General features: G+C 62.9%; 18 protein-coding genes and 1 pseudogene. 6 read left to right on the top strand and 13 right to left on the bottom strand.

Annotated elements, in window-relative coordinates; translation table 11 throughout:
• Window positions 1-2 precede the first annotated feature (2 nt).
• Window positions 3-4034: a Pls/PosA family non-ribosomal peptide synthetase gene (locus DBR47_RS09885; RefSeq protein ID WP_370454896.1), complete on the bottom strand. Its 4032-nt coding sequence runs from the start codon at window positions 4032-4034 to the stop codon at window positions 3-5.
• 241 nt (window positions 4035-4275) lie between these two features.
• On the opposite strand from DBR47_RS09885, the gene DBR47_RS09880 reads away from it, so the two are divergent.
• A complete protein-coding gene (locus DBR47_RS09880) occupies window positions 4276-5088 on the top strand; it encodes a helix-turn-helix transcriptional regulator (protein WP_124450049.1) in 813 nt (270 codons plus the stop codon).
• Window positions 5089-5210: 122 nt separating this feature from the next.
• A complete protein-coding gene (locus tag DBR47_RS09875; protein WP_124449490.1) occupies window positions 5211-5774 on the top strand; it encodes a YbhB/YbcL family Raf kinase inhibitor-like protein in 564 nt (187 codons plus the stop codon).
• Between the two features lie 34 nt (window positions 5775-5808).
• Here DBR47_RS09875 and DBR47_RS09870 read toward each other — a convergent pair whose 3' ends face one another.
• From DBR47_RS09870 to dnaA, 11 genes are all read right to left on the bottom strand, one after another.
• On the bottom strand, window positions 5809-6024 hold the full coding sequence (locus DBR47_RS09870; protein ID WP_124449488.1) for a hypothetical protein: 216 nt from the start codon (window positions 6022-6024) through the stop codon (window positions 5809-5811).
• Window positions 6025-6145: 121 nt separating this feature from the next.
• Window positions 6146-7114, bottom strand: coding sequence for a DUF5655 domain-containing protein (locus tag DBR47_RS09865; RefSeq protein WP_124449486.1), 969 nt, complete (start codon window positions 7112-7114; stop codon window positions 6146-6148).
• Window positions 7115-7293: 179 nt separating this feature from the next.
• Window positions 7294-7974 (bottom strand): M48 family metallopeptidase, encoded by a 681-nt coding sequence (locus tag DBR47_RS09860; RefSeq protein ID WP_231512228.1) that lies wholly within the window; start codon window positions 7972-7974, stop codon window positions 7294-7296.
• 70 nt (window positions 7975-8044) lie between these two features.
• Window positions 8045-11362, bottom strand: coding sequence for a type I restriction endonuclease subunit R (locus tag DBR47_RS09855; RefSeq protein WP_124449482.1), 3318 nt, complete (start codon window positions 11360-11362; stop codon window positions 8045-8047).
• Window positions 11362-12627 carry a restriction endonuclease subunit S gene (locus DBR47_RS09850; protein ID WP_124449480.1) on the bottom strand — a complete coding sequence of 422 codons (1266 nt, stop codon included), beginning with the start codon at window positions 12625-12627 and terminating at the stop codon, window positions 11362-11364. The genes DBR47_RS09855 and DBR47_RS09850 overlap by 1 nt, the downstream gene beginning before the upstream one ends.
• Window positions 12620-15130 (bottom strand): class I SAM-dependent DNA methyltransferase, encoded by a 2511-nt coding sequence (locus DBR47_RS09845; RefSeq protein WP_124449478.1) that lies wholly within the window; start codon window positions 15128-15130, stop codon window positions 12620-12622. Before DBR47_RS09845 ends, DBR47_RS09850 begins: the two co-directional genes overlap by 8 nt.
• Before the next feature lie 208 nt (window positions 15131-15338).
• Entirely contained in the window at window positions 15339-16112 is a 774-nt protein-coding gene (locus DBR47_RS09840) for a KilA-N domain-containing protein (protein WP_124450047.1), read from the bottom strand.
• 53 nt (window positions 16113-16165) lie between these two features.
• Window positions 16166-16531 (bottom strand): hypothetical protein, encoded by a 366-nt coding sequence (locus tag DBR47_RS09835; RefSeq protein ID WP_124449476.1) that lies wholly within the window; start codon window positions 16529-16531, stop codon window positions 16166-16168.
• Between the two features lie 79 nt (window positions 16532-16610).
• The gene (gene gyrB, locus DBR47_RS09830; protein WP_124449474.1) at window positions 16611-19175 is read right to left on the bottom strand and encodes a DNA topoisomerase (ATP-hydrolyzing) subunit B; all 2565 of its coding nucleotides are present in this window, start codon (window positions 19173-19175) and stop codon (window positions 16611-16613) included.
• Between the two features lie 112 nt (window positions 19176-19287).
• Window positions 19288-20409: a DNA polymerase III subunit beta gene (gene dnaN / locus DBR47_RS09825; RefSeq protein WP_124449472.1), complete on the bottom strand. Its 1122-nt coding sequence runs from the start codon at window positions 20407-20409 to the stop codon at window positions 19288-19290.
• A gap of 207 nt (window positions 20410-20616) precedes the next feature.
• On the bottom strand, window positions 20617-22236 hold the full coding sequence (gene dnaA / locus DBR47_RS09820; RefSeq protein WP_124450045.1) for a chromosomal replication initiator protein DnaA: 1620 nt from the start codon (window positions 22234-22236) through the stop codon (window positions 20617-20619).
• Window positions 22237-22940: 704 nt separating this feature from the next.
• On the opposite strand from dnaA, the gene rpmH reads away from it, so the two are divergent.
• The 4 genes from rpmH (at window position 22941) to yidC (ending at window position 25646) form a co-directional block, all read left to right on the top strand.
• Window positions 22941-23075, top strand: a complete 135-nt coding sequence (gene rpmH, locus DBR47_RS09815; RefSeq protein ID WP_054021782.1) for a 50S ribosomal protein L34 — start codon at window positions 22941-22943, stop codon at window positions 23073-23075.
• A gap of 17 nt (window positions 23076-23092) precedes the next feature.
• Window positions 23093-23548, top strand: a complete 456-nt coding sequence (locus DBR47_RS09810; protein ID WP_197046973.1) for a ribonuclease P protein component — start codon at window positions 23093-23095, stop codon at window positions 23546-23548.
• An 80-nt stretch (window positions 23549-23628) separates the two neighbouring features.
• Window positions 23629-23934, top strand: a complete 306-nt coding sequence (gene yidD / locus DBR47_RS09805; protein ID WP_231512255.1) for a membrane protein insertion efficiency factor YidD — start codon at window positions 23629-23631, stop codon at window positions 23932-23934.
• Window positions 23931-25646 carry a membrane protein insertase YidC gene (gene yidC / locus DBR47_RS09800; RefSeq protein ID WP_124449466.1) on the top strand — a complete coding sequence of 572 codons (1716 nt, stop codon included), beginning with the start codon at window positions 23931-23933 and terminating at the stop codon, window positions 25644-25646. Before yidD ends, yidC begins: the two co-directional genes overlap by 4 nt.
• Window positions 25647-25702: 56 nt before the next feature.
• Here the strand turns inward: yidC and DBR47_RS25350 are convergent.
• Window positions 25703-26446 (bottom strand): annotated as a pseudogene (locus DBR47_RS25350) (hypothetical protein); the annotation flags it as partial.

Genomic DNA, 26446 nt, shown 5'->3' with positions numbered 1-26446 from the left:
GATCAGGCCCGCTGCGGTGCGGCCGGGCAGCCGCTCCAGGCTGAGCCGGCCGGAATGTTCTCGCCCTTCATCACCAAGGTCATGGGGCCTAGCTGCGCATCGTCGGCCACGGTGGCGCCGTAGAGCACGGTGCTGCGCGGGCCCACGTTGACGCGGGCGCCGATGTGCACATGGTCAATCTTCATCACCCGGTCCTCAAACAAATGGGTTTGCGGGCAGGTCAGGGCATTGAACTCGCTGTAGTCGCCGATGTGTACGCAGTCGAACTCGGTGATGTCGGTGCTGTCCAGATAAACGCCGCGGCCTATCTTGGAACCGAGCAGATTGAGCGTTAGCGGCAGCCAGGGCGTGCCGCGCAAGAAGCGCAGGAAGTTGGGCACGGCAATGCCCTCGTAGAGATTGGTGGCGGCTTCAGACAACCAGACAAAAGGCGTCCACATGGGCACGGCGCGTTGGCGGTAGCGGCCCACCAGCAGCCATTTGAACAAGGCCACGAAGGCAAAGCCGGCCAGGCCGAAGATCAGACCCGCCAGCGCCAGATCCCAGGCCACGCGGGCCCACAAGCCCTCGCTGGCATCGGGCATCACGTCCAGCACCACGGTGTAGCCGGCCGCGATCACGATGGCATGCGGCGCCACGATGCGGAAGCTTTCGATCAGGCCGCGTGCCAGGCGCCGTATGGGCGAGGGCCGGAAGGTCAGCGACTCGGGGTGGCCCGAGACCGTCTCACGCGCCGGCAGATTGATGGGCGGCGTGCCCAGCCAGGTGTCACCGCTCCGCATCTGATCGCCATCGGGCGCGCGGGAGAGCACACCGATCAGCACGTTCTCCGGGATGGTCGTGCCGTCCGGCACATACGCGCCATTGCCCACAAAGCTGCGGCGTGAGACCACGGTGGGTCGCATCGTCATCCAGCCGCCGTCGATCTCCTCATCGCCCAGCAGCACCGCATCGGCGATAAAGGTCTCGTCGCCCAGGGTCAACATATCCGGCACCACGCCCAGCGCGGTGGAGATCTCGGCATCGCGCCCCACGCGCGCGCCCAGCAGGCGATACCACCAGGGCGCGAACACGGTCGCGTAAACGCCGTGCAGGCCTTGCAGGCTGGATTCCTGAATCTGGTTCACCAGCCATTTGCTGCAATACATCCAGCTGTGCACCGGCCAGCTGCCGCTCACCAGCTTGGGCAGCACGCCCCAGCGGATGGCGGCCGATAAAAGCGCCGTCGCCACGATCAGAATCGCGCTGGCTGGCAGGGCCAGCAAGAAGTAGTGCAGCAGCTGCAAGGGCACGAAGTCGCCCTGCAACCAGCTCATCGATGGCAGCTCGTCCAGGCTGTCCATCAGCATGAAGGTGGGGAAGACGGGCAGGAAGAACAGGGTGGCGATCAGCAGCGCGCCGAAGATGAAGAACAGCATCTCCGCCGCACGGCGAGCCTGGCTGGCGGGCGGGCGCGGGCGCAAGCTGGCGGGATCGAAGGCGCCCGTATCCCTTGCGGGCGAGCCGGCCCAGATGCGGTAGGCGGGCACACGGCTGCCCTGGCAGAGCGCGGACTGGCCGTCCACATGGGCCCATTCGCTGATCTGCGTATCGCCTTCCAACACCGAGTAAGAGCCCACATAAGCATGGTCCGCGATGTCGATGCGGCCAAGGACCAACTCGCCGTGGTGCACGCGGGCGTTTTCAAAATTCACCGCATTGCCGATGCTGACGCCCTTGCCTATGGACAGCAGCTCCGGCGCGCGCAGGGTGATGGAGCCGATGATCACGTCCTCGCCGATGCGTGCGCCCAGGGCCCGTAGCCACCAGACGTAGAGCGAGGAGCCGCTGAAGAAGTAGACCGGCGCGGCCTCCAGCAAGCGGTCCGCCAACCACCAGCGGAAGTAGCTCACACCCCAAAGCGGGTAGCGGCCCGGTTTGAGCCGCCCGGCGATCAGCCATTTGCCCGCGATGGCGACGGCGAACTCCAGCACCGTCACGCCCAGAAAGACCAGCACCGAGATGGCCACAGCGACCGGGATCGAATCCGCCGGGTCGCCGGTGAAGAAGTGAAAAGTGAAGAAGGGTGCCAGCCACTGCGCCATGCGCAAGGCCACCAAAGGCGGCACGGCCAGGGCCTGGGCGATACCGCAGGCCCAGCGCTTCCAGGCCGGCGGTGGCTGCCAGGGCGGCGCGGTGGGCTCGCTGCTAACGGCGGGCGCGTGCAAGGTCTCCAGCACGGCAGCAATCGCGCCGATGCGGCGGGCTTTGTAGAGCTCGCTCACCGTCAGGCCGGCAAAGCGTGCCTGGGCGCGCAGGGCCGAGGCCAGGCGTGCAGCCAGCAAAGAGTGGCCGCCCAAGTCATTGAAGAAGTCCGTCTCGCGGCGAATTGCCTGGCCGGGGAAGAGGCGCTTCAAAGCCTCGAACAAGGCGGCTTCGGCCTCGGTCTGCGGCGTGTCGGAACCATCGTCCTCGGCATTCGCCTGCGCTTCCAAAGGCCTGGCCTTGAGCGTGTTGCGGTCGATCTTGCCCGAGGCCAGGCGCGGCATGGCCGCCAGCCACTCGTAGCGGCTGGGCACCATATAGGGGGGCAGGCTTTGCGACAGGGCTTGGCGCAGGGAGGCAGCGCTGGGTTGCGCGGAACCGTCGCTCACGCAATAGGCCAGCAGCTGCTCCAGCCCTTCCTCATCGCGGCGCAGCAGCACGGCCGTGGTGCCCACGCCAGGCTGCTGGGCCAGCTGGGCCTCGATCTCGCCCAGCTCCACGCGGAAGCCGCGAATCTTCACCTGGTCATCGACCCGGCCCAGGCAGTGGATCTGGCCGGCTTCGTCGATGCGGGCCAGGTCGCCGGTGCGGTAGAGGCGGGCGTCTTGCCCGCCCTCGCTGGCCCAGGGGTTGCTGAGAAACTTTTCCTCCGTCAGATCCGGCCGGCCCAAATAACCCGCCGCCACGCCGGGCCCGCTGATGCACAGCTCGCCCGTCTCGCCCTGGGGCTGCAGGCGCAGGCCGTTCTCTACATCGGCCGCAATCACCATCAGCTGGTAGTTAGGCAGGGGCCGGCCGATGGTGACGGGCTCGCCCGCCTGCAGCTCGGCCAGGCTGGCCGAGACCGTGGCCTCGGTGGGCCCGTACGTGTTGAAGACCTGGCGGCCCGGCCGCGCCCAGCGTGCCACCAGGCTGGGCGGGCACATCTCGCCGCCGAGGTTGATGATGCGCAGGCCCGGTACCTCTTGGTTGAAAAGGGCCAGCAAGGTGGGCACGGCGTGCAGCACGCTGATGCCTTGCTCGATCAGGGCCTGGGGCAAGGCGTCGGGGTCGGCCGCGATCTCGCGCGGCGCCAACCACAACGTGGCGCCCACCAAGTAGCTGATCCAGATCTCCTCGAAAGACATATCGAAGGCGACCGAGAAGCCCTGGTAAACCGTGTCGCTGCTGCGCACGCCCAGCACCTCGTTCTCGCTGCGCAGGAAGTGGCAGATGCTGCCCTGGCTGATGGCAATGCCCTTGGGCTTGCCGGTGGAGCCCGAGGTGTAGATCACATAAGCCGTGTGCTCAGGCAAAGCGCCTGCGCGGCGCAGCAGGGGCTGGTCGCTAGGCGCTTGCAAGTCTTCTGCGGCCCAGATGCGGCGGCCCAGCGTGGGCAGGCGCTCGCGCCAGGCCGCGCAGCTCAAGAGGCCGGCCGCGTCCGCGTCATCCAAGCACACGGCGACCCGCTCGGCCGGGGTGTCGGCATCAAAAGGCAGCCAGGCCGCGCCGGTCTTGGCGATGGCTAGTTGCATCACCAGCAGGTCCATGCCGCGTGGCATCCACAGGCCCACGATCTGGCCGGGCAGCACGCCCGCGGCGATCAGGGCGGAGGCGGCGCGATCTGCGGCGGCGTCCAGCGCCGCATAGCTCAGCGTTTGCTCGCCCTGGCGCAGGGCGATCTGCGTGGGCAAGCGCCGGGCCGTGGCCTCAAACACATCGGCCAGCACCTCGGCGCGCAGCAGGTTGGGGCGCTCGGGGCCGCGAAGAATCGGGAGATGGTGAAGCTCGGAAGTCAGCAAGGAGGTCAAGGAAGGTGGGCTCGGCGAGGGCGCGAATGGAAGGACAAAAAGAAAAAGAGGCGAGCAAGGCGGGCAGAAACAAGCTTCGCGGGCTGCTAGCAAGTCGCAATGGTAGGGCCTGCGCACGCGCGGGCCTGGGCCAAGCCTGGGTGAGGAATCTAGCTGCTGAGGCTGACGCCTGGCTTGGCCTGGCTCAAGCCGAGCGGTGGAGAATGCAGCGGTTTGCTTCTCCGCCGCCCAAGCCTTGCCCATGCACAGCCCCTTGCCCAGCTTCCTCGACGCCAGTGCCCAAACCATCTCCAGCGCCGTGCGCCATCAGGTGCGCACGGCCATGGTGCGTGACGACCTGGTTGGCTGGGTGATGGCGGGCCGCAAGCGCCTGGTGACGCCCGCGGGTGAGCTGCAGTTCAGCGCTGGCGATGTCTTTCTGATCCCGCGCCTGACGCAGTGGGACATGCTCAACGAGCCCCCGGCGGGCGGCCGCTACGAGGCACGGGTGCTCAGTTTTGCGCCGGGCTTGCTGGAGCGCTTTCATCAGCGCTTCGGCCAATTTGCCGCCACGCCCGCCGTGCAAGCTTGCGCCAGCACCGAGGCAGACGACGACTTCGTTGCCAGCTTCAGCCATGCCTTCCAGGCCTTGAAGCCGCCGCAGGGTGAGGCTTCATCTACCGCCTCAGCGGCCATGTGTGAGCACCGGACCCTGGAGGTCTTGCTGCTGTTGGCCGAACGCGGCCTGGTCTTTGCGCCGGCCCGCGAGATGAGCTGGGCCGAGCGCGTGCGTCGCCTGGTGGGCCAGCGGCCGCAAGCGCCCTGGGCCTTGGCGGAGGTGGCTCAGGCCTTTCACCTGAGCGCCAGCAGCTTGCAGCGCCGCCTGGCCGAAGAGTCGGCCAGCTTCAGTCAGTGCATGCGCGAGGTCAGGCTGGAGACCGCCATGGCCTTGCTGCAAGACCCCGAGCTGCAGGTTTCGGAAGTGGCGGCGCGCTGCGGCTACGACTCGCATAGCCGCTTCTCCGCCGCCTTCCGCGAGCGCTTCGGCTTTGCACCCTCGCATCTAAGGCCTTGAGCATCTGCGAGGTCTGAGCGCCACGCACAGCAAATGAAGTGCGCGGGCTAGCGGATTTGCTGGCCGCGCCTCATCATGGCGGCCTGCTTTAATCCCTGTCACTCACCCGAGGCTCACCACCCATGAAACAGCTCATCATTCTTGCCAGTGCATTGTTTGCCGCCAGCACCTTGGCCCATGCGGCCGGCTTCCAGCTCAGCAGCCCCGACATCAAGCCCGGCCAGCTGATGGACGCGAAGTTCGAGTTCAATGGCTTTGGCTGCAGCGGCGAGAACAAATCCCCCGCCCTCGAGTGGCGCGGCGCGCCGGCCGGCACCAAGTCCTTTGCCGTCACCGTCTACGACCCCGACGCACCCACTGGCTCCGGCTGGTGGCACTGGTCCGTCATCAACGTCCCGGCCGATGTGAACGCGCTCGCGCCCGACGCGGGCGCCGTGGGCGGCGCCAATCTACCCAAGGGCGCCAGCCATGTGCGCATCGACTACGGTGTCGCCGGCTGGGGCGGCACCTGCCCCCCGCAAGGTGACAAGCCGCACCGCTATGTCTTCACCGTCTACGCCTTGAAGACCGACAAGCTCGAACTCCCCGCCGACGCCACCGCTGCGCTGGCCGGCTTCATGATCAACGCCAACTCCCTGGGCAAGGCGAGCTTCACGGCGAAGTATGGGCGGGGGAAGGCGAAGTAGTTGGAGGTGAAGGCGTCGGTACTTGGTGCGGCGACTAAGCCACGAGGCGCGCCCTGATGCGCGCTATCGTGTCCTCCACCGCCGCCTCTCGCGAAACTTCCAAGCCCAGCTCCCTTGCAATCTGATTCACCTTGGCCGGATGCAGGGGGATGCCGCCGGCATCAATGGCGGCGATCAGGGCTAAAGCATTGGCATGCTCGGGCTTGGCGGCGCGTTGGGTGAGGAGGCGGCGGAGGGGGGAGGGTTTCATGGGCGGCGTTTTCGCGTGTGATAGCAAGTCCTTATCGGGAAAAGACTTTTTCGAAGTTTCCGGATTGGCGTGTGATAAGGCTCGGCCATGAAATCTGGCGGGGCCTTAGTCCAGAACCCAATCACGGCGTAGTCGTCCCCTGATGTGACCTTCCTTCGTAAGCGGCGGCGATGAAAGGTTTGGCTGCCTCCAGTTCTGCGAGCGTGCTCAGCGAAATCTCCACATCACCGGTTCCCCAATGGCCGATGTCAGAAACATCCCGAGCATTTTTGAGTGCCTGGACTACCGGTACTGGATGGAGGTGCAAATAGAGCAGGAGCCGCTTTTGCTGCAGCACCAGGGTGGCAAAGTTCTTCAGCCGCTTGAAGGCCACGTACAGCCGCAGCTCCTTGCGCTGCACGTCGTCGCCCAGCGACAAGGTGTAGTCCTCCAGCGAGGCGAGCAAATCAGCCAGCTCAGAAGGCAAGCCCATAACGATCTCTGCATACGGCTTGTCGGGGCCAACGGTCTTTTCGGTCGGCGCGTCTTTCGCGTCCTTGCTCTGCTTGCTGACCTTGTTGCTAACCCCGTTTTTAGACGCAGATGCTGACGAGGCATTGGCCAGCTCCAACAGCAAGAGATCCTCGCCAAAGCGGCGGTAGCGAATCAGCTCGATATTGCGATTGATCTGCTGCACCGCATGGCCGTCGTACTTGGTGAAGTCCGCCGCGATGCACACCAGGCGCGGCGCGCTCCAGTCGATGGCATCGGCCGCCGCCTTGCCGAACTTCTCCAGCACCAGCAGCTTGAACTCGGCCTGGTGGTCCATCAGCCAGTCCAGGTAAAACAAGCCCTGGTTGATGACGTTCTCACCCACCGAGCGTTTGTATTCCAGGATCACCGGGCAGTGGTTCTCGTCCAGGCCCAGCGTGTCGATGCGCCCGCCATGCGTCTTGCCGGTGGAGTACTCGGTGGCCAGGAAGCGAATGCCCAGCAGCGTCTCGAGATTGGCCTCGATGAGGTTCTGCAGCGGCTTCTCCAGGTCGGAGGCATCGCCTTGCAGCTCGGTGGCGCGGCCGGATTGGAGGCGAAAGAGTTTGATGTCGCTCATGCCACTACCGGAACAAGGCGTCCCTTACCAGGTTGGCCCAAGCCTCCCGTCACTTCGTATGCCATTCTCAGGCCCTCGTACGCGCGGTTCTGCTCGGGATTCGACTCGTCTCGCCGCTGCCCCTTCCATCGGTTCAGCGGCTTGAAATACTCACAGGTGAAGTTGTCCGCCATGTTTTTTCAAATCCCCTCAACATCAATTCCGTGTTCCGCCAGCCAGGCCCTACGCTGCGCATAGTCGGGCATCGCGCGCTCAACGCGCAGCCAGAACGCAGGCGTGTGGTGCGGCTCGTGCAGATGGGCGATCTCGTGCACCACCACATATTCCGCGATGCGGGCGGGCAGCAAGATGGTCTTCCAGTGGAAGTACAGCCAGTCCCCCTTGCCGCATGAGCCCCAGCGGTACCCGAGGTCCTGCACCCTCACGCCCGCCGGAGTCACCTCCATGCGTGACTGGTAGTCGGCCACACGGCCTGACAGCCTAACGCGAGCCCTTTCGCTGTACCAGCGAATGAAGTGCTCCCGTGCACCTGCCTGCGCATCGCGGCGCAGCGCAAAGCGGCCGTTCACCAGTTTGAGGGGCAGGTCTTGCTCATCCACCCACTTGAGGCGATGGCTGCGCCCCAGGTACAGAAAGGCCTCTCCGCTAACGAACTGCTTGCGCGGGACCTTGCGCTGCAACTGGCCTTTCTCGGCCAGCTTGGTGTAAATCCAAAAGCGCTTCTCGCTGACGAAGTCGCGGAGTCGGTCGACCCCCACCTCGGGCGGTGCGCTCAGGATCAGCTCCCCCGTTCGCTCCACCGTGATCTGCATGGTTCGGCGCTGCGCACTGCGTCGAATCGTGAGGTGCAGATCGTCCACTTCGATACAAACTTCTGACGCTGGCGCCTCCGCGCTGCGATGGGGTGACTTCCGCGACTCCTGCATGGCCTTAGACCTGCACCAACTTGTCGTGACTGGCGCGCGCTTGTTCCATCAATTTGTCGGCCAGCACGCCCGCCTTGTCGGTATCCACCAAGGGTGGCCGCAAGCGCATCAAATGCTCGAACAATTGGGTATTCAGGTCTTCCTGCGCCGCGCGCTTATACGGGCTCCAGATGTCACGATTGCCTTGCAGCTCCTGCACCAGCAGGTCCACCAGTTCCACCGTCACATCCTTCAGCCGCATCAACTCGGCCCCCGTGGGCGCTTGGCCCGCACACACCACATCCAGCACGGTGCGCAGAAAGGGCGCGCAATGCTCGGGCAGGTCGCTGGGTGCATCGGCACTGCCGGCCTTGCCCGTGCGCAGTTCGTCGATGATCTTTTGCAGCTGCGCGATCACCTCGTCCCACTTTTCGCCCAGCGTTTTGAGGATGTCGTTCAGATGTTCTGAGAGCTTGCGGTACAGCACCGGGTCTTCGTCGGTGTGCTTGCGGATGTGGGAGCGAATGGCGTGCTCCATTTCGGAAGCCTTGGCGCGGTCATTTGCGGCGCGGGCCACCTGCGAATCGAACTGGGCGTCGGTCAGCTGAATCGGCGGGATCTTGGGGTCAATGCCCAGCGAGATCACATGGTCGTCGATCAGCTTGCGCACCTTGGCGCCGACATCCTTGCCCAGTACCGGTGTGTCCTTGTAGCGGTTGCGGGCGCGGGCGTAGATGTAGGCGAGCTTCTTGGCGTCCTGGGTGTAGGGCAAGCCCTCAGGCCGAGGCAGCACCGTGTCCAGTGAGCCCAAAAAGGCCTTGAGCTTGACCGCGAATTCAGCACGCAGCTTCTCGTTGCCCAAGGCCTCAACACAGGCTTCGGTGTCCGAGAGCTGATCGATGCCACGCTGGCGGAACACATCCACCACGCGCAGATGCCGGTCGCGCAGCACCGGCACCTCGTCCTTCAGACTGGCCAGCGCACCTGCCACGTCCTCATCGGCATACGCCGCCAGCGCCTCCTTCAAGTGCTGGGCCACCCCGTAATAGTCCACCACGATGCCGCAGCGCTTGCCAAAGCCGGTACGGTTGACGCGGGCAATCGCCTGCAGCAACTCCGCCTCGCGGATGGGCCGGTCGAGGTACATCACCCCTTCAATCGGCGCATCAAAGCCGGTGAGCAACATCGACTTCACCACCAAAAAGGCCAGCGCGTCGGTCTTCTCGGGCTTGGCATGGAACAAAGGCTTTTTGAAGCGCTTGATCAACTGCTCATGCGCAGCGCCGTCGGTCCAGGGCTTCCATGCCGGGTCATCGTTGTTGCTGCCCGAGATGATGGGCGCGAACTCGATGCGTGCCAGCGTCTCGCGGTAGCGCCAGGCCTGCACCACCGCCTGCACGCCCGCAGGCCGTTGGCACAGCGCCTCGTCATCCAAGGCCTTGTCCTCGGGCGAGAGGGCATGGGCCTCGGCCAGCAGTTCATCACGGGCCGCGCGCAAGGCCTCGAAGTAACGAATCGCTGCCAAGCGGCTGTAAGCCACCACCTGCGCCTTGTAGCCATTGGGCAGGATGTGGCTCACATAGTGGCGCAGCATGTCGCGCGCCTTGTCGGCAATCAGCGCCGGGGCGTCAAAGATATGGCCTTTGGTGGCGTACTTCTTCTTGATCGCTTCCAGCTCTTCTTTCGAGTGCTGGCGGAACAGGTCTTCAAACAACTCGTCCAGGCTGGCGCCGTCCTTGATGGCACCGTTGGCCGTGCGGCCCTCGTAGAGCACCGGCACGGTCGCACCATCGGCCTCGGCTTCCTTGATGGTGTAGCGGTCGATGAACTCGCCAAAAATCTCATGGGTGCGCTTCTTGTCGCCCATGATGATGGGCGTGCCGGTAAAGCCTATGCGCGCGCAGTTGGGCAGGCCCGCCATCAGGTTCGCGTGCAGGTCGCCCGCCTGCGTGCGGTGCGCCTCGTCCACCAGCACGAGGATGCTGTCGTCCTCGTTCAGCACCTCAAATTTTTCGTCGGTTTTGTAGCTTGCCTTTGGCTCTTCCGCCTTGGGCAGATCATCCGCCGTCAGCGGGGCATCCCCGGCGGTATCCGGGTCACGGTATTTCTGGATGGTGGCAAAAATCAGCCCCGGCCCCTTGCGCCGCGCCAGGGCCTTCACGCCGCTGGCGCTCTCGGCCACCTCCACCACCTCGCCGGTCAACGTGGCGGTCAGGGACAACTGCCCCTGCAGGTCCTTGCGGTCGGTCACGACGATGACCTTGAAGCGCCGCAGCCCAGCATCCGCGCGCATCTTGCGCACCAGGAACACCATGGTCAGGCTCTTGCCCGAGCCCTGGGTGTGCCAGATGATGCCGCCGCGCTGATCGTGCTCGCCATGCTGCAGCCGCGTCTGGCCGGCCTTCATGCGCGCAATCGCCCGGTTCACGGCGCGGTACTGCTGGTAGCGGCACACCGTCTTGATGGTCTGGCCGCCCGCCTGCATGAAGAGCATGAAGTTCTGCAGCACATCCAGCAAATGCGCGGGCGTCAGCAGCCCAGAGATGAGGCGCTCTTGCTCAGACAACACCGCCTTACCCAGCGCCTGCGCCACCTCGATTTCGCTGCCCGTGCCATCGGGGCCGACCACCGTTTTCCACTGGGCGTAGTGCTCAAAAGCCGCGCCCACGCAGCCCACGCGGGCTTCGTCAAAGCTGGTGGCCACCAGCAACTGGTTGGTGGCAAACAAAGGCTCGTTGCCCTCGTTGTCATCCACCTCAAACGCTGCCTTGCGTTGGTTGCTGTAGCGCCGCAGTTGGTCCACGGCCTCGGCCAGCGGCTCGGGCACCGAGGGGCTCTTGCACTCCACCACCACCAGCGGAATGCCATTCACCAGCAGCACCAGGTCAGGCACGATGAAAGCTTTGGCGCTGTTGAAGCCTGGCGGGCAATCCACACGGTATTGGTTGACCACGGTGAAGCGGTTGTTGGCCGGCTTGTCCCAGTCGATGAAGCGTATGGTCTGCCCGCGCCCGCCGTGCCAGCCGGGCAGGCCGTCCACCGTCAGGCCCCGGGTCAGCAAGGCGGTGGCCTTCTCGTTGGCCTCCATCAGCCTGTGCGTGCCCAGCCGGGTGATGGCCGCCACGGCCTCATCCAGCCGCGCCTCGTCCAGCCAGGGCGCGCCATCGGGCCCAGGGTTCAGCGCAAGCAGCTGTTCGCGCAGCAGCCGCTCTTGAATCACCTCGGCAAAGCCGCTGCGGCCGGTCACCGCCGGGTCGTCAAGGCTGCCTTCGATATGTGCCCAACCCAGGGCCTGCAACTGGGCGACAAAGGGCTTTTCAACGTCTTCGAGTTCCCAGCCCATCAGGCGCTCCCCTGTTCTAGTGCGGCCTCGGCCAGCAGTGGTGTGACGCGGACGCGGCCGGTTAGGAGGTCGTCCATGAGGCCGGATTTCAAGAGTAAGTGCTTCTTTTGCTCGCTAATTTCCGATTGAAGACGTGATTCGTGCTCGTTCAGGCGCTTTGCAATTTCTTGCTGTTCAGCGAATGGCGGCAGCGGAATCTCGAATTCCTTTGCCTCCGAGACGTTGAGGTGCGGATTTGTTGTCCCTGAGGTCAGCGTTGCAATCCGATCCTTGACAGCACCTGAGTAGATTTGAGCAAGCAGGTACTGCGCAACCAGTCGACCGTTCTTTGGTCTTAGCAACATCACTCGTTGTCCGAGGCAAATTCTCATACCCAAAGGTATGACGAACGCCTCGCCAACTGGTGCTTCACGCGTGAAGATCACGTCACCTGCCTGCGGTTCGAGCCTAGCAATTCGATCTTGGTACTGGCGCTCAGAAACTCGCGAAGCCAGCGTTTCAAGGAATATCCCGTCCTTGATGTGCATGGTTCTGGCAACCAACACACCTTGGTCTTGGTAATTCGGCGTTGAGTGAGGGCAATCGACTACATCAGAGCACACCTTGGTGACCGACTCGACTTCCCACTCCTTCGGAATCCACCCCAGCGGCGACTCCTTGTAGAGATGCGGAGCCTCGGCCTGGGGCGGGCGCAGTTCGCCGTTGGCTGCGATGCCGCGCGTCAGCAGATCGTGCAGCAAGCCCTGCTTCACGGCCTTGAGCTTGGCGATGATCGCCTCGGTTTCGTGGATGGCGGTGTCGAGGGTGTCAAGAACTTGGGAAACTGCTGCCTGTTCGTCTGCGCTGATTGGCGGCATCGGAATGAGGTAGAGGTCGCTCGCTGAAAGATGGCGAACGGTGGTTTGTGGTGTGCGCCTGTGGATCTCTGCAACTCTGGGCTTGAGATACCAATAAAGGAACCGCTGATCGAGCTCTCGCGTAGCTGCCTCAACCTTGCATACACGCTGATTCAATAGAGCGATTTCTCCAGTCCAGCGATGGACCTCGAAATCTCCGTCCATCCCAATGAGAACATCGCCCTTTTTAATCAGGTAGGTGGGGTCATACCTACCCTTAAATCGAACCTCCGTGTCTGAGGACGCGAGGTCACGGATTCTTATCAGGGGTAAGCCAACGAGTTGATTAAATCCTTCTGAGGGAAAAGCGAACCCTGACAGCACCTTAATGTTCTGTCCTAGGGAGGCGGTGCACATTGCTTCAGACATACCGCAACCCCTTCAAAAAACCCTGCAGCGCCTTGGCCGCCTCATCCCGCTTGCCCTCAATCTCGGTCAGCGTCACGCGGTACTTGTCCCACCAGGTCTCAAACGCCGCCACGATCTGCTTGCGCTGGGCGGCGATGTAGCGCTCGACGATGGCCTTCATGTCGTTGTGCAGAATGGTCAGCAGCAAGTCGGCAGAGGCCTCAGGGCTCAGGCCATCCACTGCGGCATCGATGTGCTGTTTGAAGCTGTCGTGCTTGGCCTTGAGCTGCTTTTTGACGGCGGCCAGTTCCTTCTTCCAGGCCTTGAGCTGGGCTTCGTCCACGGCGTTCTCGTCGTCGCCTTCGTCCGCTGCCACCTCGGCGGCTTCACCTTCTTCGCCCTCGGCCTCTTTGGGGCTGGCGGCTTTGATTTGGCTGTCCAGCTCGGCCTTTTTGGCTTCCAGCTCGGTGATGGCTTCGACGAAATCGCTCATCAGGAACTTGACCAGCTTGTGCTCCAGCGGGCTTTCTTTGCTGGCCTTGTCTTCCAGCGCGGTGACGATGCTGGTGCGCCAGGCATCGGCCACGCCCTTGGCGCCGCGTGCCTGCAGGGTTAGGAATTCATACTTGGTTTGGTACCAAAAACCCGCCACGATGCCGCGCACCTGGAAGGGGTCGAGCAGGCCTATGGCTTCCAGGCTTTGGCTGAAGCTTTGCAGCAGGTCAGCGCGCAGGGCCACCAGGCTGGAGGCCTTGTCCTCGCCTTGTTGCATCTGGCCCGAGAGCGCCGTGATGCGGGCGCTGTGGGCCTGCCACCATTGCTCGAAGGCGGCGCGGATGGCGGCTTCTTTGGCATTGATCCCGGCATTGCCTTCGATGGCGGGCTTGAGTGATTGCCGTGTGGCCAGGGCGGGCGCGAAGTCGAAATACTTGGCGTCACGCTCCACCAGCAGGTCCAGTGGGTTCAAGCCATGGGCGCTGAACAGCTTGGCCTTGTCAGCCACCTCGGCCTTGGGGATGCCGCCCACCAGGTGGGCCCGCACATCGTGCGGCTCGGGTGGTGGTGCGTTGTCGGCGTAGCGGCGGATGTTGAGGTTGTAGCCGTTGGCTTTGAGCGTGGCCTTGTCGACGATGGCTGAGAAGCCGTCGATGGCGCGGAACTCGTCGAAGGTGTTGACGATTTTTTCGATGTGCTCGGGCAGCAGGTAGTTCTGGGCGCGGCCTTCAAAGTACTCGCGGTCGGCGTTGATGAACAACACCTTGCCCTGGCGCTCGGCAGGCTTGCCGCTGACGCGGTTGGCGCCATTGGCGACCTGTTGTCGCAAAACCAGCACACAGGCTGGGATGCCTGTGCCGTAAAACAGATTGGGCGCCACGCCGATGACGGCCTCCAGCAGGTCCTGCTCCACCAGTGCCGCGCGAATGTCGCCTTCATCGCCCCCCCGAAACAGCACGCCGTGGGGCATGACGGTGGCGATCATGCCGCCGTCGCGCGTCACATGGACCATGTGCTGCAGGAACATCAGGTCCGCCTTCTTGGCACCCAGGGGCACCTGGTAGGGAAAGCGCTCGGGGAACTTGGGCTTCCAGGCAGGCGTGCCGTCGGCATCCACTTCGGTGTTGCCCCAAGCGATGGAGAAGGGTGGGTTGGTGAGCACGCGGTCAAAGTGCATCAGCTCGCCCCCCTCGACGTGCTGGGGCTCGGCCAGGGTGTCTTCGTTTTGCAGATTGGCCGTGCTGATGCCGTGCAGCAGCATATTCATCTTGGCGATGGACCAGACCGTGCCGTTGAACTCCTGGCCAAACAGGTTGGCCTTGCGACCGTCCTCGCCGTGCTCGTCGATGTATTCCTTGGCGGCGATCAGCATGCCGCCAGAGCCGCAGCAGGGGTCGTAAATGTCGTGTTTGAGCTCGGGCTTGAGCAGGCGCACCATCATCCGCACCACCGAGCGTGGCGTGTAGAACTCGCCCCCTTTCTTGCCGGCCGAGTCGGCAAATTCGCCAATCAGGTATTCGTAGGCGGCGCCCAGCAAGTCGGGGAACTCGAAGTCTTCATTGCGCAGGCGGTGCAGGCTGAAGTGGGTGATGAGCTGCTGCAGCTTGATGTCGGGGATCTTGCTTTGGCCGATTTTGCGGGTGAAGTCGATGTGCTCTAGCACGTCGTAGAGGCTGACGTTGTCGCCCTCAATGCCTGCCAAGGCCTTGCTCAGCAGGCTCCCGACGTTGGCTTGTCGCGAGTTGTTGACGAGGTAGCTGTAGCGCGACTCTTTGGGCACCCAGAAGTAGCCATCTTTTTTGTACCAGCGCTTGTTCTCGGCCGAGGCCTCGGCTTCAGCAGGCGTCTTGCCGGATTCAATTTCAAGCTGAATCACTTCGGCGCGACGCTGCTCGAACACGTCGGAACAGCGCTTGAGGAACAGCATCCCGAAGATGTATTCCTTGAATTCAGAGGCGTCCATCTTGCCGCGCAGGATGTCGGCGGCTTTGAAGAGGTGGCGCTCCAGTTGGGGCAGGGTCAAGGGCATTGGGGGAATCCGGTCGTGTGGGTTTTATCAATCAATCCATCGTTGTTGGCGCTTGCGGTCGCCGCAGGGGTCGATGGCTGATGAGGAGAGCATTTGGGCTCGGCAGCCACTCTTATCCATCTCTCTTGGAAGAGCCCGCCGTAAAGAGTCCAAGAGGGCTATTGCCATGACTCGTACTCTTGGCGCCAAGACTTGGTTTTTCCGTTCTTCAAGACGCCAGCTTTTTGATGTTGTGATCAGTCAGCAAACTGCGCATTTGCGTGATGGCGATGTCATTGAGTTTGTGCAGGCGTTCCGGGGCTAAGAGGCCTTGGCGGATGAAAACGGCGTTGAGGCTTTCCAGATTGGTCAGCACCACCAGTTGTTCCAGCGTGGCGTGGTCGCGCTGGTTGCCGTCTGTGTCTGGGTGAGCGTCTTGCCACTGTTTGGCGGTTTGACCGAAGAGCGCCATATTCAGCAGGTCGGCCTCGCTGGCGTACACCTGGCTGGCCTGCGCCTTGGTGATGGTGGGCGGGATCAGGGTGTCTTTGATCGCGTCGGTGTGGATTCGGTAGTTGATCTTGGAAAGCGTGCGCTGCAGGTTCCAACCCAACTGGAGGCGGTTGTTCTCATCCTCCTTGAGGCGGCGGAACTCCTTGACCAAATAGATCTTGAATTCGGGGCTGATCCACATGCCGAATTCAAAGGCAATGTCGGGGTGAGCGTAGGTGCCGCCGTAGCGGCCTGCCGTGGCCTTGAGGCCGATGGCTCCGGTCTTCTCCACCCACTCTTTGACGCTGATCTTGTAGCTGTTGAGCCCGGCCTGACTTCTAATTGTGGCGAATTCGCCGTAATTGAACGCGGGGTTATAAATCGACTCCCAGATGCCCAGAAACTCCACCGTGTTGCGGTTGCGTAGCCAGTCTGAGATGAAGAATTCACCGTCTTTGGCGCGCAGCATGTCGGTCAGCGAGATGTAGTCGCCTTGCGGCGACGACACCATGGCCACGCGGGTGCCCTGGATGTCGAGGGTCTTGGTCTTGGCTGATTTGCGAGTCACGGCGCCACCTCCTCGGAATCGTTCTTGTCATCGCCCTCCCACATCTCGCGGTAGGCCTGCACATAGCTCGTGGTGGCCTGTGGGTCTAAGGGCCAGTAGTAGCGGCAGAGGGTTTTGAACAGGGCCAGGCCCTCGGGATGGCCTGCGTGGTCCAACAGTTGATCTAGCGCGCGTTCTATCTGCGCGGCATCGCGGCTGCCTGCGCGTACAAGCGCTAGCACTTTGGGTGCCAGGGCCTCAATGGCTTGTTGGTGCAAAGCCTGCAAGGGGCCGATGGCCGCTTGCAGTTCGGCGAGAAGCTCTTGGTATGAAGCGTCAGCGGCGGGCCTTGCAGGATAGGGAGATGAGGCGAATGCGCTCATGGCGCCACCTTTGGGCTGTTTGGAGTGACGAAGCGCTCCATCTCTTCTTTCCTGGCAGCTTTACGGCCCCCACCGCATCTCAAACGTCGATATTCCCCGCCCTCAACGCATTCGTCTCAATGAAGTCGCGGCGCGGCTCCACCTCGTCGCCCATCAGCATGGTGAACACGCGGTCGGCTTCGATGGCGTCGTCGATTTGCACGCGCAGCAGGCGGCGGACTGTCGGGTCCATGGTGGTTTCCCAGAGCTGGCTGGGGTTCATTTCGCCCAGACCCTTGTAGCGCTGGCGGCCGACGGCGTTTTCGGCTTGGGTCATCAGCCAGTCCATGGCGGAGCGGAAGTCGGCGACCTTGCTTTCCTTGGCTTTCTCGCCCTCGCCCTTGCGGACGATCGCCTTCTCGCCGATCAGGCCCTTGAAGGTGACGCCGGCACCGGCCAGCACTTCGTAGTCGGCGCTGTGGCAGAAGTCGGCATTGATGATGGAGGAGCGGGTGTTGCCGTGCTGCTTGCGGCTGATGCGCAGCAGCAGCTTGTCGCTGCGGGCGTCGTATTCGCTTGTGACGATCGCCTCGTGCAGGGCGGCCTGCATGGCGGTGGCGGCGGCCTCGGCGGACTCCTTGTTGTCCAGATTGATGGCCAGGCCGCTGGCGAGCACGCGCAGGGCTTCAAAGTCCATCCAGTTGGACAGGCGGGTGATCACGCTTTCGGCCAGCACGTATTGGCGGGCCAGGGCTTCGAGGGCCTCGCCGCTCAGCACGGCATCGCCAATGCCGGTGTGCAGATGAGCGTCTTGCAGGGCGATCTTGAGCAAGAAGGCGTCCAGCTCGACGCCGTCTTTCAGGTATTGCTCATGCTTGCCGACCTTGACCTTGTACAGCGGCGGCTGGGCGATGTAGATGTGGCCGCGCTCGCAGAGCTCGGGCATCTGGCGGTAGAAGAAGGTCAGGAGCAGGGTGCGGATGTGGGCGCCGTCAACGTCCGCGTCGGTCATGATGATGATGCGGTGGTAGCGGAGCTTGTCGGGGTTGAAGTCGTCGCTGCCGGCGCCGCGGCCAATGCCGGTGCCCAGGGCCGTGATCAGCGTGATGATTTCATTGCTGGTCAGCAGCTTTTCATAACGCGCTTTCTCGACGTTCAGGATCTTGCCGCGCAGAGGCAGGATGGCCTGGAACTTGCGATCGCGCCCTTGCTTGGCGGAACCACCGGCGGAGTCGCCCTCGACGATGTAGATCTCGCACAGGGCCGGGTCTTTTTCCTGGCAGTCGGCCAGTTTGCCGGGCAGGCCCATGCCGTCCAGCACGCCCTTGCGGCGGGTCATTTCACGGGCCTTGCGGGCGGCTTCACGGGCGCGGGCGGCGTCCAGGATCTTGCCGCAGATCATCTTGGCGTCGATGGGGTTCTCGAGCAAGAAGTCGGTCAGCAGGCGGCCGACGATGTCTTCCACCGGGGCGCGCACTTCGCTGGAGACCAGCTTGTCCTTGGTCTGCGAGCTGAACTTGGGCTCGGGCACCTTGACGGAGACCACGCAGGCCAGGCCTTCGCGCATATCGTCACCGGCCACCTCGACCTTGGCCTTCTTGGCCAGATCGTTGTCGACGATGTATTTGTTCAGCACCCGGGTCATGGCGGCGCGCAGGCCGGTCAGGTGGGTACCGCCATCCCGCTGAGGGATGTTGTTAGTGAAGCAGAGCACGTTCTCGTTATAGCTCTCGTTCCACTGCATCGAGACCTCGACGCCAACATTGGTGCCTTGCTCGCTGATCTTGTCGCCTTGGGCGTGGAAGATGGTGGGGTGCAGGGTGTTCTTGCCCTTGTTGATGAACTCAACAAAGCCCTTCACGCCGCCCGCATACGCGAAGTTGTCTTCCTTGTTATTGCGCTCGTCGACCAGGCGGATCTTCACGCCGTTGTTCAGGAAGCTCAGCTCGCGCAGACGCTTGGCCAGGATTTCGTAGTGGAAATCGACGTTGGTGAAGATCTCGTCGTCGGGCAGGAAGTGGACTTCGGTGCCGCGCTTGTCGGTGTCGCCAACGATCTTCATCGGGCTGACTTCAAAGCCGTCACGCATCTCCAGCAAGCGGTCCTGCGGGAAGCCCTTCTTGAACTCGATCTGGTGGATCTTGCCTTCGCGGCGCACGGTGAGGCGCAGGTGCTTGGACAGCGCGTTCACGCAGGACACGCCCACGCCGTGCAGGCCGCCCGAGACCTTGTAGCTGTTCTGGTTGAACTTGCCGCCAGCGTGCAGCTCGGTCAGTGCGATTTCGGCGGCACTGCGCTTGGGCTCGTGCTTGTCGTCCATCTTGACGTCGGTGGGGATGCCCCGGCCGTTGTCGCTGACGCTGATGGAGTTGTCGGTGTGGATGGTGACGACGATGTCGTCGCAATGGCCGGCCAGGGATTCGTCGATGGAGTTGTCCACCACTTCGAAGACCAGATGGTGCAGACCGGTGCCGTCCGAGGTGTCGCCGATATACATGCCGGGGCGCTTGCGCACGGCTTCCAGGCCTTCCAGGATCTGGATGGAATCGGCGCCGTAGACCGCGCCGGAGGACGCTTCCGCCGTGACGGCGGCTTGTTGCGCTTCGTTCAAACCGTTGGCGTTGGCACCGCTGGGTGCTTGCTCATTGCTAGGAACATCTGTCATCTGGGACTCTCTCTCACACCGGCAGGCACCATTTGGCGGCTGCCTTTAAAAGCACTGAAGCGGGCCGGGTTCCATGAACCGCTAGCCCGCTTGGGTCATTTCTTAGCTGGGATCAGATCCGCATCGGCATCACGACGTACTTGAAGCCGCTTTGCTCGGGGATGGTGATCAGGGCACTGGCCGAGCTGTCGTTCAGGTCGATGCTGACCATGTCCTGGCTCATGTTTTGCAACACATCCATCAGATAGGTCACGTTGAAGCCGGTCTCGATCAGGTCGCCGCCGTAGTCGATTTCGATCTCTTCCTTGGCCTCTTCCTGCTCGGCATTGCTGGAGGCGATGGAGAGCAGGCCGGGCTCGAAGCTCAGGCGCACGGCCTTGAACTTCTCGCTGGTCAGGATGGCGGCGCGCTGCAGCGAGGACAGCAGCGTCGTGCGGCCCAGGGTCACATTGAACTTGTGGTTCTTGGGGATCACGCGGTTGTAGTCGGGGAACTTGCCCTCGACCAGCTTGGTGACGAACTCCATGCCCGAGAAGCTGAACTTGGCCTGGTTGCCGGCAAAGCGCATCTCGATGGGCTGGTTTTCTTCCTCGCCCTTGCCGTCTTTGAGCAAGCGCATCAGCTCCAGCACGGTCTTGCGGGGCAGGATGACTTCTTGCTTGGGGATCTCGGTTTCCAGCTCGGCCGAGGCCAGGGCCAGGCGGTGGCCGTCGGTGGCGACCAGGGTCAGGCTCTTGCCTTCGGCCACGAACAGGATGCCGTTCAGGTAGTAGCGGATGTCATGCACTGCCATCGAGAAGTGCACCTGGTTGATCAGGCTCTTGAGCGTCTTCTGCGGCACGCTGAAGGCGGGGCCGAAGTCGGCCGCTTCTTGCACCAGGGGGAAGTCGTCCGAGGGCAGGGTCTGCAGGGTGAAGCGGCTCTTGCCGCCCTGCAGATTCAGCTTGGAGCCGTTGACGGTCAGCGAGACGGTCTGGTCCGAGGGCATGGAGCGCAGGATGTCGATCAGCTTGCGGGCGCCCACCGTGGTGGTGAAGTCGCCGGCGTCGCCGCCCAGCTCTGCGGTGGTGCGGACCTGGATTTCCAGGTCGCTGGTGGTCAACTCCAGCGAGCTGCCGGACTTGCGTATCAGCACATTGGCCAGGATAGGCAAGGTGTGACGCCGCTCAACAATGCCGGCAACGGCCTGCAAGGCGGCAAGAACCTTGTCCTGGGTGGCTTTCAACACAATCATGTCAAACCTCTTTTCTCTTCACTCGTTCTATTCGGCGGCTGGACGCGCACGGCGCCTGATTGATACAGCGGCACCGTACTCCAGCATTTTGACCTAGATATCAGCTGTTTCTGACCGCTGTAAACCTTAGTCTTTGCACCGTTTGTGTTCTTTGGGCTGGGGGCGAGCGCTTGGGCGGCTCGTCCGCCCCACGCACGCTTGCGGGCCTCAGCCCTTGAGCGTCTGCTCCAACACGTGCAATTGCTGGTTTAGCTCGGTGTTCTTCTGGCGCTCGCCACCGATCTTGCGCACGGCGTGCAGCACGGTGGTGTGGTCGCGGCCGCCAAACAACTCGCCGATCTCGGGCAGGCTTTTTTGCGTCATTTCCTTGGCCAGGTACATGGCAATCTGGCGAGGCCGGGCGATGCTGGCCGGGCGCTTCTTGCTGTACATATCGGCGATCTTGATCTTGTAGAAGTCGGCCACCGTCTTCTGGATGTTCTCCACCGAGACCTGGCGGTTCTGGATGGACAGCAGGTCTTTCAGCGCCTCGCGCGCCAGCTGGATATTGATTTCCTTGTGCGAGAAGCGGCTGTAGGCCAGCACCTTGCGCAGGGCGCCTTCCAGTTCGCGCACATTGGCGCGCACGTTTTTGGCGATGAAGAAGGCCACGTCCTCGGGCATGGGCGTCTGCTCGGCCTCGGCCTTCTTGATCAGAATCGCCACCCGCATCTCCAGCTCGGGCGGCTCGATGGCCACCGTCAGGCCGGCGTCGAAGCGGCTGGTCAGGCGTTCATCGATATCGGCCAGGCCCTTGGGATAGGTGTCGCTGGTCATGATGATGTGGGCGCGCTTGGCCAGCAAGGCCTCGAAGGCGTTGAAGAACTCCTCCTGCGTGCGCTCCTTGCCGGCGAAGAACTGCACATCGTCGATCAGCAGCAGATCCAGCGAGTGGTACTTGGCCTTGAGCTCGTCAAAGGTCTTGCGCTGGTAGTTCTTCACCACGTCGGAGATGAACTGCTCGGCGTGCAGATAAAGCACCCGGGCGTCTGGCTTGTCCCGCAGCAAGGCATTGCCCACGGCGTGGATCAAATGGGTCTTGCCCAGGCCCACGCCGCCGTAGATGAACAGCGGGTTGTACATCTGGCCGGGGGCGCCGGCCACATGCAGGGCGGCGGTGCGGGCCATCTGGTTGGCGCGGCCAGGGACGAGGTTGTCAAAGGTCAGCGCGCTATTGATGCGGTGGCGGCTGGCACTGGGCGGCAGGTTCTGGGGCAGATTCTGCGGCGGGCTTTGCGGCTGCGCGGGCTGCAGCTGCCGCCCCTGAGGCGGCTGAACCATCTGGCCGAAGTTCTGCTGCGAGCCCGTTGCCTGGGGCTGAGCGGCCTGTGCAAGCGGCTGACCCGGAGTCTTGGGGCTGCGAGTCAGGTTCAGATGCGAGGCGGCATTGGCCGCCAACTGCACGGCGGGTTGCACGGCAGTTTGCACCGCCGGCTGGGTGACGGGCCGCAGGCCGTTGTGCAGGATCTGGCCGACAGCCATGGGCTGATGGCTGGGCGCCGCGATTGGGCGGGCCATGGGTTCGCGGGCGGCCAGGGCCAGCTCCAGGCGGGCGGGCTTGCCGGCGAGTTCGGTCAGGATGGACTCGATGCGGCCGGCGTACTGGTTGCGAATCCAGTCCAGCTTGAAGCGGTTGGGCACGCGCAAGGAGAAGACCAGTGCATCGATACCCACACCATCGGCAACCACGGCCGGCGGCAAGGGACGAATCCAGGTATTGAATTGTTGTTCGGGCAGCTCGGTGGCCAAACGCTCACATCCGCGTTGCCAAAGGTCTGCGCCAAGCATGTCTGCGCTCATTGTGGAAAACTTGTTCTAGAGCGGCCGGATTGTACGGGTTCAAGGCCAGCCAAACCAAGGTTATCCACAGAATTTTCGAGCCGGTCAATCCCGGGCAATCCCCTGGGGATAAGCCACGGGCATTGACCCGAGGCGAAAGATTTGGTGTAATCGCGGGTTTTCCGGACGCTGGATGAAGCGGAGGGGGAATGCTCGTCTTGTTTTGAATTGCCTTGGCTTGTGCTTGCGGCAAAGAGAGGCAGGAGCTTGCGAGCAGCGCAGAGGCCGGGTGCCAGGCAAGGTGGGTGGAGATTCAAGCTGAGTCCCATTTGATTCGCCGATCCGGTTTTTGTTGCAGTCGTGAGCTCAGGGCAGACCCACCCACGTAGTGCTCGCGAAACTTGATGGATTGCAGGACTTGTTCACAGGCGTGAACAAGATTTCGGTCTCAGGCTTCGTAAGTGCTGCTTGCAAACGCATTGGCAGTGCTCTGGCGCGAAGTACCCGGCTTGTTTTGAAGCCTGTGGGCTTGTGGAGTTTTCACCTCGGTGAAGGCTTCGTCGGGCCCATCGGCCCAAGGCCAGCCAAGTGCGACGCAGAGCGCAAAGCTTGTTGCATCCGGCAGCATCTGACTTTTTGCATCCGGCGATTCATCGCCAATAACCGCTAAAGCGTCATCCGACGTCCTTAGACCTTCTCAAGAGGCCTCCATCATGAAACGCACTTATCAAGCTTCCAAGACCCGTCGCGCCCGCACCCACGGCTTCCTCGTCCGCATGAAGACCCGCGGCGGCCGCGCTGTCATCGCCGCGCGCCGCGCCAAGGGCCGCAAGCGTCTGGCTGTCTGAGCCCAGGCACTCGCCCTGTGATCGGCCGTATCGTGCGATCGGCCGACTTTGAACGCGTGCTGGGTCGTCCCAGCCGTGCGCGCAGCAATCACTTTGCTGTGCATCACTTGTCCGCTCGGCCCTCGATGCCTGCCAAGGTTTTATCCACAGCCGAGCGTGAGTTATCAACAGGTGACGCACAACAAGTCCACAGCCCTGTGGATGAGTTGCCGCCCGATGCTTGTTGGCTGGGCGTGGTGGTGCCGAAACGGCATGCCAAACGCTCGGTCACGCGTTCTCTGCTGAAGCGACAAATCCGTGCGGCTTTCGACCAGCAGCCTTCTCTGCCACCCGGCCTCTGGGTGGTGCGCCTGCGTTCGCCTTTTGATCGCAAGCTATTTCCCAGCGCCTCGTCCGAGGCGCTGCGCGCCGCTGCGCGCGACGAGCTCATGCAGCTGGTCAGCCGTGTGCTGAACAGCCGCAGCAAGCCCTGAGCCGCCCCCCTCCTCAGCATTCGACACCGAAGATGATGAGCAGCAGCAGTCCCGACCCCACCGTACCCGCCCCCCTCGGCCTGGCCCAGCGCCTGCTGATTGGTCTGGTGCGCGGCTATCGGCTGATGCTGAGCCCCTGGCTGGGCGCGTCCTGCCGCTTCACCCCCACCTGCTCCATCTACGCGATCGAAGCGCTCGAACGCCACGGTGCTGCTGCGGGTACTTATCTGGCAGCGTACAGAATCCTGCGCTGCAACCCTTTTTGCGCGGGCGGCCATGATGGCGTGCCCGAGCATGCGCCGCGCCTGTTCAGCCAGCTAGGTTTGAGCAAGCCGGTGCCGTCCACCAAGCCCATCCCTCCCTCTCAACCAGAAGCTTCCCCATGACTGATATACGCCGCACCGTGCTGTGGGTGGTGTTCACCATGTCCCTCGTCCTGCTCTGGGACGGTTGGCAAAAGCACAATGGGCAACCGTCCATGTTCAGCCCCGCAGCGCCCAAGGCCGTCGCCACGGCCGCTTCGGGCAATGGCGCCACGGGCGTGCCGACGCCTGCCGCCGTGCCGGGCGCTGTGCCCACGCCGGCCGCCGCGCCTGCAGTGCTGGGCAGCGAGAAGGTGCACATCAAGACCGATGTCTTGAACGTCACGCTGGAAACCCTGGGTGGCGATGTCAGCCGCGTGGAGCTGCTGAGCTATCTGGACGTGCCGGAACCCGGCCTGTTCGACCCGCTGCTGCAAGCCGTGGGCCTGAAGCAAAAGCCCGTCATCGTGCCCAAGCCCATCGTGCTGCTGGACGCCGCGGGCAAGAGCTACAAGGCTCAATCGGGTTTGCTGGGCTCGCAGGGTGAGCAACTGCCCACTCACAACACCTTGATGACGGTGCTGCCCGGCGAGCGCGAGCTCAAGGCCGGTATGAATGAGCTGACGGTGCGCATGGAGTCGCCCGTGGTGGGCGGCGTCAAGCTGGTCAAGACCTTCACCTTCAAGCGCGGTGACTATGTGGTCGGTGTGCGCCATGAACTGGTGAACGCCGGCACCACCCCGGTAACCCCACAGGTCTATGTGCAGCTGGTGCGCGATGGCGTGGCCGGCCCGCAGGGCTCGAGCTTCACCGGCACCTTCACCGGCCCGGCGGTCTATAACGAGAACAGCAAGTTCCACAAGGTCGAGTTCAAGGACATCGACAAGGGCAAGGTTGAGATCGACAAGACGGCCAATAACGGCTGGGTTGCCATGGTCCAGCATTACTTCGCCAGTGCTTGGTTGCACAACGAAGCCGGCCATCGCGAGTTCTTCGTCAAAAAGGTTGCTGGCGCCGTGCCTGATCAGTACGCCGTCGGCATGGTTTTCACTCAGCCCGTGCTGGCGCCCGGTGCCACGCAGATCCGCGATGACCAACTCTTCGTTGGCCCGCAAGAAGAAAAGAAGCTCTCCGCCCTGGCCCCCGGCCTGGAACTGGTGAAGGACTACGGCATCTTCGCCATCCTGGCCAAGCCCCTGTTCTGGCTGCTGGAGAAGCTGCACAGCTATCTGGGCAACTGGGGGTGGTCCATCATCGCCCTGGTCGTCTTGCTGAAGGCCGCGTTCTACTGGTTGAACGCCAGTGCCTACCGCAGCATGGCCAAGATGAAGGCCGTGGGCCCCAAGATTCAGGCCATGCGTGAGCGCCTGAAGGACAAACCGCAAGAGATGCAGCAAGAGATGATGCGCATCTACCGCGAGGAGAAGGTCAACCCCATCGGTGGTTGCCTGCCCATCTTCCTGCAGATGCCTTTCTTCATGGGCTTGTACTGGGTGCTGCTGTCCACGGTTGAAATGCGTGGCGCGCCTTGGCTGGGTTGGATCACCGACCTGTCGGCCAAGGACCCGTACTTCATCCTGCCTATCTTGATGACGCTGTCGAGCTTGCTGCAAGTGGCGCTGGGCCCCAAGTCGCCCGACCCCATGCAAGCCAAGATGATGTGGTTCATGCCCCTGGCCTTCAGCTTTATGTTCTTCGTCTTCCCGTCCGGCCTGGTGCTGTACTGGCTGACCAACAACATCTTGTCCATCGCTCAGCAGTGGATGATCAACAAGCAGCTGGGCGTGCAGAACTAAGGCCTGCCGCTCACCAACAAAAAGCCTCCGCATGCGGAGGCTTTTTTCATGGTCGATCAGGGCTGCAGGAACGAGAGCACATTGATGCTGCCATCGCTTTGTACGGCGGTGTGAACGATGACCTGCTTGGTGAGGCCCGAGCTCACCGGCACCACATAAAGTACCCAGCGCAGGGTCTTGCCGTTGCCGGTGACCAGCCCGTTAGGGCTGAACAGAGCGTCAATTTGTTCGGCGTTGAACGTCGTCACCGAGGCCGGGTTGCTCGTGGTGTCTGTGATCGTTGCCGATGAAAGGTCGGCAGCAACAGCCACCGTGGTCGCACCTCGCAGCATGCTCGTACCGCTTGCACCGCATTCCAGCGAGCTGAAAGCGAAGGCCGTGCCGAGCATCAAGCGTGCCGCACTGCCCTTGAACACCGCCGCGCCCGTGTCCGAGCGCAGCGCCAGATGGTTGGTGTTGTGGCTACCGCTGCGGCAGGTGAACAAAAGGTTTCGGTTGTTCAGCATGGTGCCGACGGTGGTGGCGTTGTTGGCAACCGGGTCGGCCCAGTTCAACACCTGGTTGAAGCCATCGCTGGTCGTGACCTGCAAGGTACTGCCAAGCGCAATGCACTGCGTTGGCGCCGTGCTGCTGTTGCCGTAAAAGTTCGCCACGGTCGCCGTGCCGGTGGCGCTGGCCGTGCTGTAGACATCGTAGGTGGGGGTCAGCCAGCTGTTGCCGCTGCAAACCGGGGCGGGCGAAGGTGCTGGAGATGGCGCAGGTGCAGGAGTAGGAGCAGGAGCAGGGGCAGGGGCAGGGGC

This window comes from Paucibacter sp. KBW04 (assembly GCF_003852425.1).
Classification (GTDB): Bacteria; Pseudomonadota; Gammaproteobacteria; order Burkholderiales; family Burkholderiaceae_C; genus Paucibacter_A.
The sequence above is the reverse complement of the archived record's forward strand: the minus strand, read 5'-3'. Positions and strand labels throughout refer to the sequence as shown.

Excerpts from the sequence above, each read along its gene's own strand:
- DBR47_RS09880 (WP_124450049.1), top strand. The coding sequence starts at position 4,276 with ATGCACAGCCCCTTGCCCAGCTTCCTCGACGCCAGTGCCCAAACCATC.
- DBR47_RS09875 (WP_124449490.1), top strand. The coding sequence starts at position 5,211 with ATGAAACAGCTCATCATTCTTGCCAGTGCATTGTTTGCCGCCAGCACC.
- DBR47_RS09870 (WP_124449488.1), bottom strand. The coding sequence starts at position 6,024 with ATGAAACCCTCCCCCCTCCGCCGCCTCCTCACCCAACGCGCCGCCAAG.
- DBR47_RS09865 (WP_124449486.1), bottom strand. The coding sequence starts at position 7,114 with ATGAGCGACATCAAACTCTTTCGCCTCCAATCCGGCCGCGCCACCGAG.
- DBR47_RS09855 (WP_124449482.1), bottom strand. The coding sequence starts at position 11,362 with ATGGGCTGGGAACTCGAAGACGTTGAAAAGCCCTTTGTCGCCCAGTTG.
- DBR47_RS09850 (WP_124449480.1), bottom strand. The coding sequence starts at position 12,627 with ATGTCTGAAGCAATGTGCACCGCCTCCCTAGGACAGAACATTAAGGTG.
- DBR47_RS09845 (WP_124449478.1), bottom strand. The coding sequence starts at position 15,130 with ATGCCCTTGACCCTGCCCCAACTGGAGCGCCACCTCTTCAAAGCCGCC.
- DBR47_RS09840 (WP_124450047.1), bottom strand. The coding sequence starts at position 16,112 with ATGGTGTCGTCGCCGCAAGGCGACTACATCTCGCTGACCGACATGCTG.
- DBR47_RS09835 (WP_124449476.1), bottom strand. The coding sequence starts at position 16,531 with ATGAGCGCATTCGCCTCATCTCCCTATCCTGCAAGGCCCGCCGCTGAC.
- gyrB (WP_124449474.1), bottom strand. The coding sequence starts at position 19,175 with ATGACAGATGTTCCTAGCAATGAGCAAGCACCCAGCGGTGCCAACGCC.
- dnaN (WP_124449472.1), bottom strand. The coding sequence starts at position 20,409 with ATGATTGTGTTGAAAGCCACCCAGGACAAGGTTCTTGCCGCCTTGCAG.
- dnaA (WP_124450045.1), bottom strand. The coding sequence starts at position 22,236 with ATGCTTGGCGCAGACCTTTGGCAACGCGGATGTGAGCGTTTGGCCACC.
- rpmH (WP_054021782.1), top strand. The coding sequence starts at position 22,941 with ATGAAACGCACTTATCAAGCTTCCAAGACCCGTCGCGCCCGCACCCAC.
- yidC (WP_124449466.1), top strand. The coding sequence starts at position 23,931 with ATGACTGATATACGCCGCACCGTGCTGTGGGTGGTGTTCACCATGTCC.